Consider the following 14965-nt stretch of genomic DNA (forward strand, 5'->3'; position numbering starts at 1 on the left):
ACTCAAGTATTGACGCCGCGACAACGAGCCGCAGGGTGAGGGTGAGGGTGAGGCCGTCAGCTGTACTTGATCAGCAGCGCCACGCCGACGATCGAGACCAGCCAGATTCCGGTGACGAACAGCGTCAACCGGTCTAGGTTCTTCTCCACCACCGTCGACCCCGACAGGCTGGACTGGACGCCACCGCCGAACAGCGTGGACAGGCCGCCGCCCTTGGCGCGGTGAAGCAGCACCAGCAGCACGACCAGGACGCTGGTCACCACCAGGGTTATCTGCAGGGCCAATTCCATGGCCGCAAGACTACCTAATCGGCATGCACAGCTAGGGCAGGGGCCCGCCGGCCGCAATGGCCGCCAACGTGGCGAACTGCTCACCGTCCAGCGACGCCCCGCCGACGAGCGCCCCGTCGACGTCCTCCTGTGCGACGATTTCGCCGACGTTCTTCGCGTTCACCGACCCGCCGTACAGCACCCGGACGCCGGCCGCCAGCTGCGGCGTGGCCAGTTTGCCCAGCTCGTCGCGGATCGCCTTGCAGACTTCCTGCGCGTCGGCGGCGCTGGCGACCCGGCCGGTTCCGATCGCCCACACCGGCTCGTAGGCGATCACGGCCTGACCGATCTGCTCGGCCGAGAGGCCGGCCAGCGAGCCGCGCAGCGACTCGACGTTGTGTTCGACGTGGTTGCCGGCCTCGCGGACCTCGAGCTGCTCACCGATGCAGATGATCGGCACGAGCCCGTGGCGGAAGGCGGCAGCCGCCTTGGCGGCCACTATCGCGTCGTCCTCGTGGTGATAGGTGCGCCGCTCGGAGTGGCCGACGACCACGAAGGTGCAGCCCAGCTTGGCCAGGAACGCGCCGCTGACGTCGCCGGTGTAGGCGCCGGAGTCGTGCTCGGAGAGATCCTGCGCGCCGTAGGTCAGCAACAGCTTGTCGCCGTCGACCAGGGTCTGCACACTGCGCAGATCCGTGAACGGCGGAATCACCGTGACGTCGACCTTGTCGAAGTACTTCGCCGGCAACGCGAATGCGATCTTCTGCACCAGCGCGATCGCCTCGAAGTGGTTGAGGTTCATCTTCCAGTTGCCGGCGATCAGCGGTTTGCGGCTCACGACTCGAGCACCTCTCAGTCCTCTAGAACGGCTCAGTCTTCTAAAACGGCTCAGTCTTCTAAAACAGCGATGCCGGGCAGTTTCTTGCCCTCAAGGTATTCCAGCGACGCCCCGCCGCCGGTGGAAATGTGGGAGAAACCGTCCTCGGCAAGACCGAGTTGACGCACCGCGGCCGCCGAGTCCCCGCCGCCGACGACGCTGAACGCGCCCTTATCGGTCGCGGAGATGATCGCCTCGGCGACGCCCTTGGTGCCTGCGGCGAACGCCGGGAACTCGAAGACCCCCATCGGACCGTTCCAGAAGACGGTCTTGGCGTTGGACAGCAGCGTGGTGAACCGCTCGATCGAGCCGGGGCCGATGTCGAGGCCCATCTTGTCTTCCGGAATCCGGTCGGCGGCGACGATCTCAGCGGTGGCGTCGGCCGCGAACTTGTCGGCCACCACGATGTCGACCGGCACATGGATCACGTCGGCGTAGGTGTCCAACAATTTGCGGCACGTCTCGATCATGCCCTCTTCCAGCAGCGAGGTACCGACCGAAACACCTTGCGACGCAAGGAAGGTGAAGCACATTCCGCCACCGATGAGCAGGCTGTCGGCCTTCTCGGCGAGCGATTCGATGACCGCGAGTTTGTCGGACACCTTCGATCCGCCCAGCACCACGGCGTACGGCCGGTCCGTCGAGCTGGTCAGCTGCTCGAGCACATTCACCTCGGCGGCCACCAGCGTGCCCGCATAGTGCGGCAGCAACGTCGCGACGTCGTACACCGACGCCTGCTTGCGGTGCAGCACGCCGAAACCATCAGAGACGAAAGCGCCGTCATCGCCGACGAGTTCGACCAATGCCTTGGCCAGCGCCAACCGCTCGGCGTCGTCCTTGCTGGTCTCGCGCGCGTCGAAACGGACGTTCTCCAGCAGCAGGATGTCGCCTTCGGTCAGTCCCTCGGCACGGGCCAGTGCGTCGGTTCCGACGACGTCACCGGCCAACTGCACGTGCCGACCGAGCTGCTCGCCCAATGCCTTCGCGACCGGCGCCAGCGAGTACTTCGGGTCGGGGCCGCCCTTGGGACGGCCGAGGTGCGCGGTGACGACGACCTTGGCACCCGCATCGGAGAGCGCCTTCAACGTCGGCACCGAGGCGGTGATCCGTCCGGGGTCGGTGATGTCGCCGTCGTCGTCGAGCGGGACGTTGAGGTCCGACCGGACCAGCACGCCCCGCCCCGAAACACCCTCTGCCAGAAGGTCTTCGAGCGTCCTGATCGCCACGGCGCTACAGCGACTTGCCGACCAGCGCGACGAGGTCGACCAGGCGGTTCGAGTAACCCCACTCGTTGTCGTACCACGACACGACCTTGGCCTGGTTGTCGATGACCTTGGTCAGCCCCGCGTCATAGAGCGAGCTGTGCGGGTCGGTGACGATGTCGCTGGACACGATCGGCGCGTCGTAGTACTTGAGGATGCCCTTGAGCGGACCTTCCGCCGCGGCCTTGAACGCGGCGTTGATCTCGTCGACGGTGGCCGTCTTGGACAGCTCGGCGGTCAGGTCGGTCACCGACCCAGTGGGGATCGGCACCCGCAGCGCGTAGCCGTCGAGCTTGCCCTTCAGTTCGGGCAGCACCAGTCCGATGGCCTTGGCGGCGCCGGTCGAGGTGGGGACGATGTTGATGGCCGCCGCGCGCGCCCGGCGCAGGTCCTTGTGCGGGCCGTCCTGCAGGTTCTGGTCCTGGGTGTAGGCGTGGATGGTGGTCATCAGGCCCTTGACGATGCCGAACTCGTCGTTGAGGACCTTGGCCAGCGGGCCGAGGCAGTTCGTGGTGCAGGACGCGTTGGAGATGATTTTCTGGCTGCCGTCGTACTTGTCGTCGTTAACGCCCAGCACGATCGTGATGTCCTCGTCGCTGGCCGGCGCGGAGATGATGACCTTCTTGGCGCCCGCATCGAGATGGCCTTGCGCCTTGTCGCGCTTGGTGAAGATTCCCGTTGATTCAACTACGACATCGACCCCGAGATCGCCCCAGGGCAGCGCCGCCGGTCCCTCTTTGACCGCCAACGCCTTGATCTTCTGATCGCCGATGACGATGGTGTCGTCGCCCTCGAGGCTGATCTCCTTCGGGAACCGGCCGAGGATCGAGTCGAAGCGCAAAAGGTGCGCCAGCGAGGCGTTGTCGGTGAGGTCGTTGACGGCGACGACCTCGATGTCGGTGCTCTTGCCTTCGGCTTTCTGCGCCTCGAGCGCCCGGTAGAAGTTGCGCCCGATGCGGCCGAAGCCGTTAACGCCTACCCGGATGGTCACTGGTCTCTCCCTCAGTCGCCTCAACATGTGGTGCTCAGAGGCCAGCCTAGTGGTGTGATACCGGCCACGCGCTACCTGGTCAGTGCACGGCCAGGCTCTGGTCCGCGTACGGGTTGCCCAGCCATTCGCGGCGAATTCGTTGCAGCGTGCCGTCGGCTTCCAACTCGGCCTGTGCCACGGTCAACCGGCCGAGTAACGCCTGGTCATCCGGGACGGCGATCGCGATGTGCTCCACCGTGATGCCGCGCTGGACGACGTCGACTGCGGGCAGCGCCCTGGCCAGTGCGGTGAGGACGGGGGCAATCGCGATGACCGCGTCGCACGCGCCGATGCCGAGGTCGGTCAGCGCCGAAGCGATGGAGTCGTAATCACTGACGGCGGCGGCCTTGCCGTCGGCGACCAAACGTTCGGCGATCGACTGGCCGGTGGCGCCGCGCTGCACGGCGATTGTCAGCCCTTCGAGGTCGTCGACGCTGCGCACCTTGGGCAGCCGCCGGGTGTCGACGGCCAGCGCCTGGCCGCTGATGACGTAGGGCGGAAGCGTGTCCGTTTCCGAGGTGACGGTGGTGCCGGTGACGCAGTCGCAGGCCGGCCCCTGGCCCACGAATTCGACTGTCACACCGAGGTGTTCGCCCAGCGCGTGCATCAGGTCGACGTCGAGGCCCCCGTCGTCGCCTGCGAACGGCGGATCGGCAATGCCTAACGCGGCGCGCAACGTCTCCATCGGTCCCCCATCTCCGCGACCCCCGCTAAGCGTCTTCGAGCAGGTCCGGCGTGACGGCCGACTCGGTGTCGGGGATGCCGTCTTGTTTGGCCTTGCGATCGGCCATCGACAGCAATCGCCGAATACGCCCCGCCACAGCGTCTTTCGTCATTTGCGGATCGGCCAACCGGCCCAGCTCCTCCAGCGACGCTTGCCGGTGCTCGACGCGCAGCTTGCCCGCCGCTGCCAGGTGGTCAGGCACCGTGTCGCCGAGGATCTCCAGCGCCCGCTCCACCCGCGCCGCGGCCGCGACGGCCGCTCGAGCCGAGCGACGAAGGTTCGCGTCGTCGAAGTTCGCCAGCCGGTTCGCTGTCGCGCGCACCTCGCGGCGCATCCGGCGCTCTTCCCACGTCAGCCTGGTGTCCTGCGCGCCCATCCGGGTCAGCAACGCGCCGATCGCCTCGCCGTCGCGCACCACCACGCGGTCGGTCCCGCGCACCTCGCGGGCCTTCGCGCTGACCCCCAACCGGCGGGCCGCGCCGACGAGTGCCAATGCCGCCTCCGGGCCCGGGCAACTGACTTCCAGCGCCGAGGACCGGCCCGGCTCGGTGAGTGACCCGTGCGCCAAAAACGCTCCCCGCCAGGCGGCTTCGGAGTCGGCGACGCTGCCGCCGACGACCTGGGCGGGTAACCCGCGAACGGGTCGGCCGCGCAGGTCGAGCAGACCCGTCTGACGGGCCAGCGCCTCACCGTCGTTCGCCACCCGAACCACATACCGGGTGCTCTTGCGGATGCCGCTGGCCGACAGCACGTGCACCGCCGCGTTGTAGCCGTACAGGTCGTAGATGTCCTTGCGAAGCCGCCTGGCGATGATGCCCAGGTCGACCTCCGCCTCGACGATCACCCGCCCCGAGACGATGTGCAGACCGCCGGCGAAGCGCAGCAGGGAGGCCACCTCGGCGCGGCGAGCGCTGACCGAATTGACGATCAGCCGGCTCAACTCGTCTTTGACCTCGGCTGTCATCGCCACGGGTCGTCACCTCTCGGTCCGTTCATCGTCGGCGTCGGCACGGTCGGCGCCGGTGGTGCTGCGCCGCGCAGGCGCACCCCGTCCAGAGCCGCGGCCAACCTCGCCGGGTCATGTAAAGGTGTACCAGGTCTGGACACGTCAGCGAACTCAACTCGGGCATCGAGAATCGTCGCGGTGCGCCGCAATTGCTCGCGTTCGCGGTCACTGGGCACTCGGCTCGCGTCGACGATGATGTCGTGCACGGTGAAGGTCGGCGCGTGCTGTGACAGCACGTGGATGTGCCGCTCGACGGAGAAGCCGGCCGTCTCCCCCGGCTCGGCCACCAGGTTGAGCACCAGTGCGCGGCGCGCGGTGGTCGCCTGCAGCGCCGCCAGCATGTCGGGCACCAGCACATGCGGGATGACGCTGGTGAACCACGAGCCCGGACCGAGCACCACCAGGTCGGCGGCCATGATCGCGTCGACCGCCTGGCGGGTGGCCGGCGGGTCGCCCGGCAGCAGCCGCACCCGACGCACCTTCCCGACGGTCGTGGCGATTGCCACCTGGCCGCTGATCACCCGGCTCATCCGCGGATCGGCCTCGAGGCCGGCGACGTCGGCTTCGATACCGAGCCCCACGGGGCACATCGGTAATACCCGGCCTTTGACACCCAGGATGCGACCCAGCTCGTCGAGCGCGGCGACCGGATCGGCGAGGACTTCGCTGAGCCCCGCCAGCAGAAGGTTGCCGATCGGATGCCCGGCGAGCGCACCGCTGCCGCCGAAGCGATGCTGGAAGATCGTGGCCCACAGCCGACCGTGGGGACTGTCGGAAGCCAACGCCGCCAACGCCATTCGGAGGTCACCGGGTGGTACCACGTCGAGTTCGTTGCGCAGCCGTCCCGATGAGCCGCCGTCGTCGGCAACGGTGACGATCGCGGTGACGTGCGGAGTGAGCCTGCGAGCGGCCGACAGCGTGGCGTACAACCCGTGTCCTCCGCCGAGTGCAACGATTCGTGGGCTCATCTGTCCTCCTCGCGTGCGGGGAAGCTCATTCGCGGCCCAGATCCCGGTGCAGTACCCGCACCGTCAGGTCGTCACCCGCCTGCAACCGCGCCGCCAGCGCCTCGGCGATCGCCACGCTTCGATGTTTGCCGCCGGTGCATCCGATGGCGACGGTCATATATCGCTTCCCCTCGCGACGGTATCCGTCGATGACTACGTCGAGCAGCCGATGATAGGTGTCGAGGAACTCCCCCGCACCCGGCTGCCCGAGAACGTAGTCACGGACGGCAGCATGCTGCCCGGTGTGCGGACGCAGGTCGTCCACCCAGTGCGGGTTCGGCAGGAAGCGAACGTCCATCACGGTGTCGGCGTCCATCGGCAGCCCGTACTTGTATCCGAACGATTCCACCGTGACGTTCGTGTGCGCGACGGCCTCACCGCCGAAGGCCCGTTCGATGCTCTCCCGCAACGCAGGCACCGACAGAGTCGAGGTGTCGATGACCAGATCGGCGGACGCGCGCACCGGGGCCAGCAGCGCCCGCTCAGCCGCAATGCCTTCTGCCAGAGTCTGATTGCCCTGCAGCGGGTGACTGCGGCGGTTCTGCTCGTAGCGGCGCACCAGGATGTCGTCGGAGGCCTCCAGGAACACCACTCGCGGCGTGATGTTCCGGGCGGCCAGCTGGTTGCGCACCCAGTCGAGGTCTCCGGTGAAACCGCGCGATCGCACGTCCATCACCACCGCGAGTTGTGTGATCCGCGAACCCGCCGCGAGCCCCAGCTCGACCATCTGCGCGATCAACTCCGGCGGGAGGTTGTCCGCGACGTACCAACCGAGATCCTCCAGCACCTTGGCCGCAGTGCCGCGTCCCGCGCCGGACAGTCCGGTGACGAGGACTACGTCGATATCCGAGTCGGCGTTCGCCTCGTCGCGAAGGTCCTCGTGCATCCCTTGGTCCGTCATCCCGATACCCTGCTCCGATCATGGCCGATCGCCGCCTCGGGCGCGTCGCTTTCGGGCGGTACGCCCAGTGCGTCCAGCACGGCCTTGGCGGTGGCGACGCCGATACCCGGTACCGCGGTGATCTCCTCGATGGACGCCTCCTTGAGCCGGGCCACCGAGCCGAAATGGGTGACCAGTGCCTTGCGGCGATGCTCGCCGAGACCGCGCACCGAGTCCAGCGCTGAGGCGGTCATCCGCTTGGACCGCTTGCTGCGGTGATAGGCGATCGCGAACCGGTGCGCCTCATCCCGCACGCGCTGCAGAAGGTAGAGCCCTTCACTGTTGCGAGGCATGATCAGCGGGTCGGGTTCGGACGGAACCCACACCTCCTCCAGCCGCTTGGCCAGTCCGATCACCGCGACATCGGTGATGCCGAGTTCATCGAGAACCGACTGTGCGGCGTTGACCTGAGGGGCACCGCCGTCGACGACGAACAGGTTGGGAGGGTAGGCGAACTTGCGTGACTTTCCTTCCGGTGCAAGCTCGGTCGGGTGCTGGATATCGTGAAGGTGACGGTAGAACCGCCGCCTGGTCACCTCGGCGATCGATGCGACGTCGTCGGAGCGGCCCTCACCCGCGGCCTCCCGGATCGCGTAGTGCCTGTAATCGGACTTGCGTGGAAGGCCGTCCTCGAACACCACCAGCGAAGCCACCACGTCGGTGCCCTGGACGTGACTGATGTCGACGCATTCGATCCGCAGCGGCGCGTCGGCGAGCCCGAGCGCATCCTGAATGCTCTGCAGCGCAGCGGTTCTCGCGGTGAAGTCACCGGCACGCTTGAGTTTGTGCTGCGTGAGCGCGTCCATGGCGTTGCGGCGCACCGTCTCGGCGAGCGCGCGCTTGTCGCCGCGCTGTGGCACCCGCAGCACCACCCGCGACCCCCGCAACTGGGTGAGCCAGGCGGCCAGTTCGTCGGCGTTGCCCGGCAGGCACGGGACCAGCACTTGGCGTGGCACGGGATTCGTCGACTCGTCGGCGGCGCCGTCCAATTCGGCCTGCTCACCGTAGAACTGGGTCAAGAACTGTTCCACCAGGTGTTCCTGGCTTGTTTCGCCCGGCTCACCGGATTTCTCGACGATCCAGCCGCGCTGTCCGCGGACCCGGCCACCGCGGACGTGGAAGACCTGCACCGCGGCTTCCAGTTCGTCGTCGGCGAATGCGACCACGTCGGCGTCGGTGCCGTCGCCGAGTACCACCGCCTGCTTCTCCAGCGCCCGCTTGAGCGCGCCGATGTTGTCGCGCAGGCGCGCGGCTCTCTCGAAATCCAGCTCCTCGGCGGCCTCGTTCATCTGCTGTTCCATGTCGCGGACCAGCCGGTCGGTCTTGCCCGCCAAGAAGTCGCAGAAATCGAGGACGATCTGGCGATGTTCCTCGGCGCCGACCCGGCCGATGCACGGGGCAGAGCACTTGTCGATGTAGCCCAGCAGGCATGGCCGATCGATTTGCCTGTGCCGCTTGAACACTCCCGCCGAGCACGTACGAGCGGGGAACACCCGCGTGAGGAGGTCGAGGGTTTCGCGGATCGCCCAGGCGTGCGAATACGGACCGAAGTAGCGGACGCCCTTGCGCCGCGCTCCGCGGTACACCATCAGCCGCGGGTACTCCTCGTTGAGCGTGACCGCGAGCACCGGATAGGACTTGTCGTCCCGGTAGCGGATGTTGAATCGCGGATCGAACTCCTTGATCCAGTTGTACTCGAGCTGCAGCGCCTCGACTTCGGTGTTGACCACCGTCCAGTCGACGCTGCCCGCCGACATCACCATCTGCCGTGTGCGGGGGGCCAGGTTCACCACGTCTGCGAAGTAGGAGTTCAGTCTGCTCCGCAGGCTCTTCGCCTTGCCGACGTAGATGACCCGGCCGTGCGGGTCACGGAACCGGTAGACGCCCGGCTCAACGGGGATCGACCCGGGGGCGGGTCGGTACGTCGCTGGGTCGGGCACGGATTCCAGGTTACTGCCGCGTCACGACCTCTCCGATCCACTACCGTCGAGTGATGCGGATCTCCTCACTGACGAAGGTGATGGCGCCGTTGACGGGGATGATGTTGCTGCTGGCCGGCTGCGCCGCGGACGACGGCACCGAACCGGAAGCCTCGGGGCCGTGCGCGATCGTCGAGAATGGCACCCAGGTAGCCAAGACCACGACCGCGCCCGCCGAACCCTCCCCCGGGGCGGCCCCCACCTCCAGGGACATCTCCACCAACCCCGAGGTGGCCACGGGCTACCGCACCGACATGACGCCGGTGCGCACCAGCAGCTACTCGGTCGTGACCGCAAATCCGTTGGCCACCCAAGCCGCGTGCGAAGTGCTGCGCGACGGCGGCACCGCGGCGGACGCGCTCGTCACCGCGCAGGCCGTCCTCGGCCTGGTGGAGCCGCAGGCGTCCGGTTTCGGCGGCGGCGGCTTCCTGCTCTACTCCGACGCCGCCTCCGGCGAGGTGCAGGCCTACGACGGTCGCGAGATCGCACCGGCCGCCGCCACGGAGAACTATCTGCGCTGGATCTCCGACACCGACCGCACGGAGCCCAAGCCGGACGCCAGGGCCTCCGGTCGATCGATCGGTGTGCCCGGCATCCTGCGGATGCTCACCGAAGTACACGCCGACCACGGCAAGACGGGCTGGCGTGACCTGTTCGCGCCGGCCGTCACGATGGCCGACGACGGCTTCGACATCAGCCCGCGACTTGCCGCGGCCATCGAGGATGCGGCCGCACAGCTTAAGCGCGATCCGCAGGCCGCCGAGTATTTCCTCAACCCCGACGGCAGCCCGAAGGCCGCGGGCACTCGGCTCACGAACCCGGCGTACTCGAAGACGTTGGGCGCCATCGCCGTTGACCCGCAGGTGCTTTACACCGGCGCCATCGCCCACGACATCGTCGCCGCGGCGGCCGATAACTCCGGCGGTCGGACGCCCAGCCTGATGACCGCCGAGGATCTCGCGAATTACACGGTCAAGGAACGCGAACCGCTGTGCACCCCGTACCGCGGACGCGAAATCTGCGGAATGCCACCGCCGTCCTCCGGCGGCATCGCGGTCGCGGCCACCCTCGGGGTTCTGGAACACTTCCCGATGGCCGATCACAAGCCGACCGACGTCGATCTCAACGGCGGCCGACCCGCGGTGATGGGTGTGCACCTGATATCCGAGGCGGAACGACTGGCGTACGCCGATCGCGACAAGTACGTCGCCGACACCGATTTCGTTCCGCTGCCTGGCGGCTCACCCAACACCCTGCTCGGCAGTGACTATCTCGCCGGGCGGGCGGCGCTGATCTCCGAGCAGCACAGCATGGGCACCGCGAAGCCCGGCGAGTTCGGCCCGCCGACCGCCCCGGCACCGCCCATCCCGGAACACGGCACCAGCCAGGTCAGCATCGTCGACCCCCACGGCAACGCGGCCTCGTTGACCACGACGGTCGAATCGGCCTTCGGTTCGTTCCACATGGTCGACGGGTTCATCCTCAACAACCAGCTCACGGACTTCTCAGCCGAGCCCACCGGCCCCGACGGCGCGCCCATAGCGAACCGGATCCAGCCCGGTAAGCGACCGCGCAGCACCATGGCGCCGACGCTGATCTTCGACCAGGCGCAGGGCCGGCCGGACGAACATGGTCGCCTGTACGCCGTACTCGGGTCGCCCGGTGGTGCGGTGATCATCCAGTTCGTGACGAAAACTATTGTGGGGATGTTGGATTGGGGTCTCGACCCACAGCAGGCGGTGTCGATGGTCGACTTCGGTGCGGCGAACACGCCCAAGACGAATGTCGGCGGCGAGCATCCAATTATCGATACGGCCGACAACGGGGACCATGACTCCCTGGTGCAGGGATTGCGAGCACTCGGCCATCAGGTCGATCTGGCCGACCAGTCGAGTGGCTTGTCGGCGATCGCCCGGGATGGCACCGGCCTCGTCGGCGGTGCGGACCCGCGCCGGGAAGGGTTGGTCATGGGCGACTCCCGATGACGGTGTGCGTCGCCCGACTCGACGAATCCGATTGGCGGGTGTTCGCGGGCATGCGACTGCGGGCGCTGGCCGACGCGCTGGGTGAAAACGATCCGAGTTACCGGGACGAAGCGGCCTTCACCGCCACGCAGTGGCGACGCCGGTTGCGCGAGCATGCGCAATTCGCCGCGGTGGTCGGCGACCGGCCGGTCGGGCTGATCGCAGCGCAGCGGGAGAACCTGGAGACGGTGTATCTCTACTCGTTGTGGCTCGATCCGGCGGCCCGTGGCCGCGGGCTGGCCCGGCAACTGGTCGCGGCCGCCGTCGACTGGGCGCGTGCCAGCCGCGTCCGGACGGTGAAGTTGCGCGTCGCCATCGACAATGCCGCCGCACGGGGTGTCTACGAGAGCCTCGGCTTCACCGTCGCCGATGACCAATCAGCTTCCAAGCGCGAGGAACTCGCGATGTCGCTCAGTGTGAGTTGATGCCCTTGTAATGGTCGTACAGGGCGCGGACGCGGTCCATCGCGTCGACGGCGCGGTCCTTGTCGACGGCCTGAATCGCCATGACCGGAATGTATTCGTCGTCGGGCAGATCGACGCGGGCCCACCGCGCGCCTCGCGGAAACGAGATGTCGACGACGTCCGACCATGGAATGATTTTGTCGCCGAGCAGGTTCCGCACCGCTACACCCGGTGCTCCGACCCGCAACCGCGGCCGGGCGAACATCAGCACCACACCGGCGATGACCACGCCCAGCAGCGCGATCGCCACCTGGTCGGCGGTCCGGAAGATCACCCCGGTGGAGCCGATTTTCAACAATGCGCCGACGGTGACGTGGGCGGCGAGGATCAGCGCCGCGGCGGCGTAGGCGAAATACAGTGCCAGGCGGGGGCGTATCTCGACGTCCCAGTCATTCATGAGCGCGAAGGCCTCGCAGGGTCAGCGCCGTGGTCAGCGCCGCAGCGGCCGCCTGGGCGCCTTTGTCCTCGGCCGAGGAGGGCAGCCCGGCACGGTCCAGGGCCTGCTGCTCGGTGTCGGTCGTCAGCACCCCGTTGGCGACCGGTGTCGACGCGTCCAGTGACACCCGGGTCAGGCCCTGGGTGACCGCATCGCAGACATAGTCGAAATGCGGTGTCTCGCCGCGGATCACCACACCCAACGCCACCACGGCATCGTGGGTGGCCGCCAATGCCTGTGCCACGACCGGGATTTCGATGGCGCCCAACACCCGCACCACGGTGGGGTCATCGATGCCGGCGCCCGAAGCGACTTTGCGGGCGCCGTCGAGCAGCGCGTCGCAGATGGTCTCGTGCCATGTGCTGGCCACGATGGCCAGCTTCAGCCCCGATCCGTCGATATTCGGGAGATCGGGTACGCCCGTACCACTCACAGGGCTCCACCGAGATCGGTCGGGCGCCGGTCGCCGAGCAGATAGACGCCCTCGTCGTAGTCGGCCATGGTGGTGGCTTCGTGGTAATCGTCGAGTCCGCTCAGGTCGTGGCCCATCCGGTCGCGCTTGGTCATCAGGTAGCGGATGTTCTCCTTGTTGGCCCGCACCGGAAGCGGCACCCGCTCGATGACGTGCAGCCCGTAGCCGTCCAGGCCGACCCGCTTGGCGGGGTTGTTGGTCAGCAGCCGCATCGAGCGCACCCCGAGGTCGACGAGGATCTGGGCGCCGATGCCGTAGTCGCGGGCATCGGCGGGCAGGCCGAGCTTGAGGTTGGCGTCGACGGTGTCGTCGCCGGCGTCCTGCAACTGGTAGGCCTGCAGCTTGTGCATGAGCCCGATGCCGCGGCCTTCGTGGCCACGCATGTACAGGACGACGCCGCGGCCCTCGCGGGCGACCATCGCCATCGCTGCGTCGAGTTGCGGACCGCAGTCGCAGCGCTGGGAGCCGAAGACGTCGCCGGTGAGGCATTCGGAGTGCACCCGGACCAGGACATCGTGACCGTCGCTGGTCGGACCGGCGATATCGCCCCTGACCAGGGCGACGTGCTCGACGTCGTCGTAGATGCTGGTGTAACCGACCGCGCGGAACTCACCGTGGCGGGTGGGGATGCGGGCCTCGGCGATGCGCTCGATGTGCTTTTCGTGTTTGCGCCGCCACTCGATCAGGTCGGCGATCGAGATCAGCGCGAGGTCGTGTTCGTCGGCGAAGACGCGCAGCTCGTCGGTCTGCGCCATCGCGCCTTCGTCCTTCTGGCTGACGATTTCGCAGATCGCACCGGCCGGCTGCAGACCTGCGAGCCGGGCCAGGTCGACGGCCGCCTCGGTGTGGCCGGGACGGCGCAGCACCCCGCCGTCCTTCGCGCGCAGCGGTACGACGTGTCCCGGCTTCGTGAAGTCGTCGGCCACGCTGGCGGGGTCGGCCAGCAGCCGCATCGTCGTCGCCCGATCCGAGGCTGAAATACCCGTTCCCACACCGTTTTTCGCATCGACGGTGACGGTGTAGGCGGTGCCGTGCTTGTCCTGGTTGACCGCGTACATGGGCAGCAGACCCAGCTTGTCGCAGATCGCACCGTCCAGCGGCACACACAGATAGCCCGAGGTGTAGCGCACCATGAACGCGACGAGTTCCGGGGTGGCCTTCTCGGCGGCGAAGATGAGGTCGCCCTCGTTCTCGCGGTCCTCATCATCGATCACGACGACGGCCTTGCCCGCGGCGATGTCGGCAACCGCTCGCTCAACAGAGTCCAGCCTCGTCACCACATCAGTATGAACCACCACGGTCCAGAAGTTATTGCCGCTCCCCTGACCTGGGAAGACGAGCTCCCGGCCAGCGGTCATCGACCTCCGGCGAGAGCGGCGTCAAAGCACCTTCCGGTGGGTCAGCAGCCGAGGTGAACCACTGCGGCTCTGACGATGTCGGTTGCCGCGGTCAGCGACACGCCTAGATCTTTGTAGACCATGTCGACCGCAGTGGGAGAGTTGTTGCCGCTGCGCTCTATTTGGCACACGCGGTAACCCTCGGCGAGCAACTGCTGAGGGCTGAGATGAGTGTAGTCCGGCAGCAACTGTTCAAGATAAGTTGCTTCGTCGGCTTGCACGGGCGCTGCGGTTATTACCGCCAAAGTCGACAAGGACGCCACGCCGACGATCAGACCGCGAAATCTCGTGACCATGGTTGCCCACCTCCGGGAGAGCCGTGTAACCCAGAGCCTACGGCGCAGCGCACGTTTCAGCTGGTGAACGGATTTTCCGGGGCGAGCAACCGCTCGACATATTTCGCGATCACGTCCACCTCGAGGTTGACGTGCGTTCCGACCTCGGCGCGCCCGAGCGTCGTGAGGTCGAGCGTCGTGGGGATCAACGACACCTCGAACCAGTCGTGCCCGAGACCGGACACGGTCAAGGACACCCCGTCGACGGTGATGGAACCCTTCTCCACCACATAGCGCGACAACGCGGTCGGCAGCGCGATACGCACCACCACCCATCGCTCCGACGGCGTGCGCGCGACCACGTGTCCGGTCCCGTCGACGTGCCCCTGGACGATGTGTCCGCCGAGGCGGCTGTTGACTGCCGCCGCACGCTCCAGGTTGACACGACTACCCGTTCCGACGCGGCCGAGGCTGGACCGGTTCAACGTCTCACCGATCACGTCGGTGGTGAACACCCCGTCGGGCCACACCTCGACGACGGTCAGGCAGACGCCGTTCACCGCGATCGAGTCGCCGTGGCGGGCATCCGATGTCACGAGGGGTCCGCGGATCGCGAGCCGGGCGAAATCGCCGAGCTCCTCCTTGCCGACGACCTCGCCCACCTCTTCGACGATTCCGGTGAACACGCCGCCAGACTATCCAGTCAGCGGCCACGCACCGAAGAAGGACGAAACCGCAGTGGTGCTTTCGCCGCAGCGCATTCGATGGCAGAGGTTGAGAACCCGTCGAAACGCCAGTTCACC

At 67.4% G+C, this 14965-nt stretch carries 16 protein-coding genes; 2 read left to right on the forward strand and 14 right to left on the reverse strand.

Annotated elements, in window-relative coordinates:
• Nucleotides 1–56: 56 nt before the first annotated feature.
• The 9 genes from secG to uvrC all read right to left on the reverse strand — a co-directional run bounded on the left by secG (nt 57) and on the right by uvrC (nt 9055).
• Nucleotides 57–290, reverse strand: coding sequence for a preprotein translocase subunit SecG (gene secG, locus G6N18_RS05625; protein ID WP_019348649.1), 234 nt, complete (start codon nt 288–290; stop codon nt 57–59).
• 31 nt (nt 291–321) lie between these two features.
• Entirely contained in the window at nt 322–1107 is a 786-nt protein-coding gene (gene tpiA / locus G6N18_RS05630) for a triose-phosphate isomerase (RefSeq protein ID WP_083001558.1), read from the reverse strand.
• Between the two features lie 50 nt (nt 1108–1157).
• Entirely contained in the window at nt 1158–2372 is a 1215-nt protein-coding gene (locus G6N18_RS05635; protein ID WP_067223778.1) for a phosphoglycerate kinase, read from the reverse strand.
• 4 nt (nt 2373–2376) lie between these two features.
• A complete protein-coding gene (gene gap, locus G6N18_RS05640) occupies nt 2377–3399 on the reverse strand; it encodes a type I glyceraldehyde-3-phosphate dehydrogenase (RefSeq protein WP_067223782.1) in 1023 nt (340 codons plus the stop codon).
• Nucleotides 3400–3478: 79 nt separating this feature from the next.
• Nucleotides 3479–4123 carry an ABC transporter substrate-binding protein gene (locus tag G6N18_RS05645; protein WP_083001556.1) on the reverse strand — a complete coding sequence of 215 codons (645 nt, stop codon included), beginning with the start codon at nt 4121–4123 and terminating at the stop codon, nt 3479–3481.
• 25 nt (nt 4124–4148) lie between these two features.
• Nucleotides 4149–5126, reverse strand: coding sequence for a DNA-binding protein WhiA (whiA, locus tag G6N18_RS05650; RefSeq protein ID WP_109749437.1), 978 nt, complete (start codon nt 5124–5126; stop codon nt 4149–4151).
• A complete protein-coding gene (gene yvcK, locus G6N18_RS05655) occupies nt 5123–6136 on the reverse strand; it encodes a uridine diphosphate-N-acetylglucosamine-binding protein YvcK (RefSeq protein ID WP_067223792.1) in 1014 nt (337 codons plus the stop codon). Before yvcK ends, whiA begins: the two co-directional genes overlap by 4 nt.
• Nucleotides 6137–6161: 25 nt before the next feature.
• Nucleotides 6162–7076 carry an RNase adapter RapZ gene (gene rapZ, locus G6N18_RS05660; protein WP_067223796.1) on the reverse strand — a complete coding sequence of 305 codons (915 nt, stop codon included), beginning with the start codon at nt 7074–7076 and terminating at the stop codon, nt 6162–6164.
• Nucleotides 7073–9055, reverse strand: a complete 1983-nt coding sequence (uvrC, locus tag G6N18_RS05665; RefSeq protein ID WP_083001554.1) for an excinuclease ABC subunit UvrC — start codon at nt 9053–9055, stop codon at nt 7073–7075. The genes rapZ and uvrC overlap by 4 nt, the downstream gene beginning before the upstream one ends.
• Nucleotides 9056–9108: 53 nt before the next feature.
• On the opposite strand from uvrC, the gene G6N18_RS05670 reads away from it, so the two are divergent.
• Both G6N18_RS05670 and G6N18_RS05675 read left to right on the forward strand, forming a co-directional pair.
• The gene (locus G6N18_RS05670; protein ID WP_179962368.1) at nt 9109–11079 is read left to right on the forward strand and encodes a gamma-glutamyltransferase family protein; all 1971 of its coding nucleotides are present in this window, start codon (nt 9109–9111) and stop codon (nt 11077–11079) included.
• Nucleotides 11076–11543: a GNAT family N-acetyltransferase gene (locus G6N18_RS05675; RefSeq protein ID WP_067223805.1), complete on the forward strand. Its 468-nt coding sequence runs from the start codon at nt 11076–11078 to the stop codon at nt 11541–11543. Before G6N18_RS05670 ends, G6N18_RS05675 begins: the two co-directional genes overlap by 4 nt.
• Here G6N18_RS05675 and G6N18_RS05680 read toward each other — a convergent pair.
• The 5 genes from G6N18_RS05680 to G6N18_RS05700 form a co-directional block, all read right to left on the reverse strand.
• Complete coding sequence (locus G6N18_RS05680) at nt 11530–11979, reverse strand: PH domain-containing protein (RefSeq protein WP_083001552.1); 450 nt, start codon at nt 11977–11979, stop codon at nt 11530–11532. The genes G6N18_RS05675 and G6N18_RS05680 overlap by 14 nt on opposite strands.
• Entirely contained in the window at nt 11972–12451 is a 480-nt protein-coding gene (gene ribH / locus G6N18_RS05685) for a 6,7-dimethyl-8-ribityllumazine synthase (protein WP_067223812.1), read from the reverse strand. Before ribH ends, G6N18_RS05680 begins: the two co-directional genes overlap by 8 nt.
• Nucleotides 12448–13767, reverse strand: coding sequence for a bifunctional 3,4-dihydroxy-2-butanone-4-phosphate synthase/GTP cyclohydrolase II (locus tag G6N18_RS05690; protein WP_067223894.1), 1320 nt, complete (start codon nt 13765–13767; stop codon nt 12448–12450). Before G6N18_RS05690 ends, ribH begins: the two co-directional genes overlap by 4 nt.
• Before the next feature lie 122 nt (nt 13768–13889).
• The gene (locus G6N18_RS05695) at nt 13890–14183 is read right to left on the reverse strand and encodes a DUF732 domain-containing protein (RefSeq protein WP_109749427.1); all 294 of its coding nucleotides are present in this window, start codon (nt 14181–14183) and stop codon (nt 13890–13892) included.
• A gap of 56 nt (nt 14184–14239) precedes the next feature.
• Nucleotides 14240–14848 carry a riboflavin synthase gene (locus G6N18_RS05700; RefSeq protein ID WP_083001548.1) on the reverse strand — a complete coding sequence of 203 codons (609 nt, stop codon included), beginning with the start codon at nt 14846–14848 and terminating at the stop codon, nt 14240–14242.
• Nucleotides 14849–14965 lie beyond the last annotated feature (117 nt).

The sequence above is a fragment of the Mycolicibacterium celeriflavum genome (assembly GCF_010731795.1).
Classification (GTDB): domain Bacteria; phylum Actinomycetota; class Actinomycetes; order Mycobacteriales; family Mycobacteriaceae; genus Mycobacterium; species Mycobacterium celeriflavum.

Excerpts from the sequence above, each read along its gene's own strand:
- G6N18_RS05680 (WP_083001552.1), bottom strand. The coding sequence starts at position 11,979 with ATGAATGACTGGGACGTCGAGATACGCCCCCGCCTGGCACTGTATTTC.
- yvcK (WP_067223792.1), bottom strand. The coding sequence starts at position 6,136 with ATGAGCCCACGAATCGTTGCACTCGGCGGAGGACACGGGTTGTACGCC.
- G6N18_RS05670 (WP_179962368.1), top strand. The coding sequence starts at position 9,109 with ATGCGGATCTCCTCACTGACGAAGGTGATGGCGCCGTTGACGGGGATG.
- rapZ (WP_067223796.1), bottom strand. The coding sequence starts at position 7,076 with ATGACGGACCAAGGGATGCACGAGGACCTTCGCGACGAGGCGAACGCC.
- secG (WP_019348649.1), bottom strand. The coding sequence starts at position 290 with ATGGAATTGGCCCTGCAGATAACCCTGGTGGTGACCAGCGTCCTGGTC.
- G6N18_RS05675 (WP_067223805.1), top strand. The coding sequence starts at position 11,076 with ATGACGGTGTGCGTCGCCCGACTCGACGAATCCGATTGGCGGGTGTTC.
- whiA (WP_109749437.1), bottom strand. The coding sequence starts at position 5,126 with ATGACAGCCGAGGTCAAAGACGAGTTGAGCCGGCTGATCGTCAATTCG.
- G6N18_RS05695 (WP_109749427.1), bottom strand. The coding sequence starts at position 14,183 with ATGGTCACGAGATTTCGCGGTCTGATCGTCGGCGTGGCGTCCTTGTCG.
- G6N18_RS05645 (WP_083001556.1), bottom strand. The coding sequence starts at position 4,123 with ATGGAGACGTTGCGCGCCGCGTTAGGCATTGCCGATCCGCCGTTCGCA.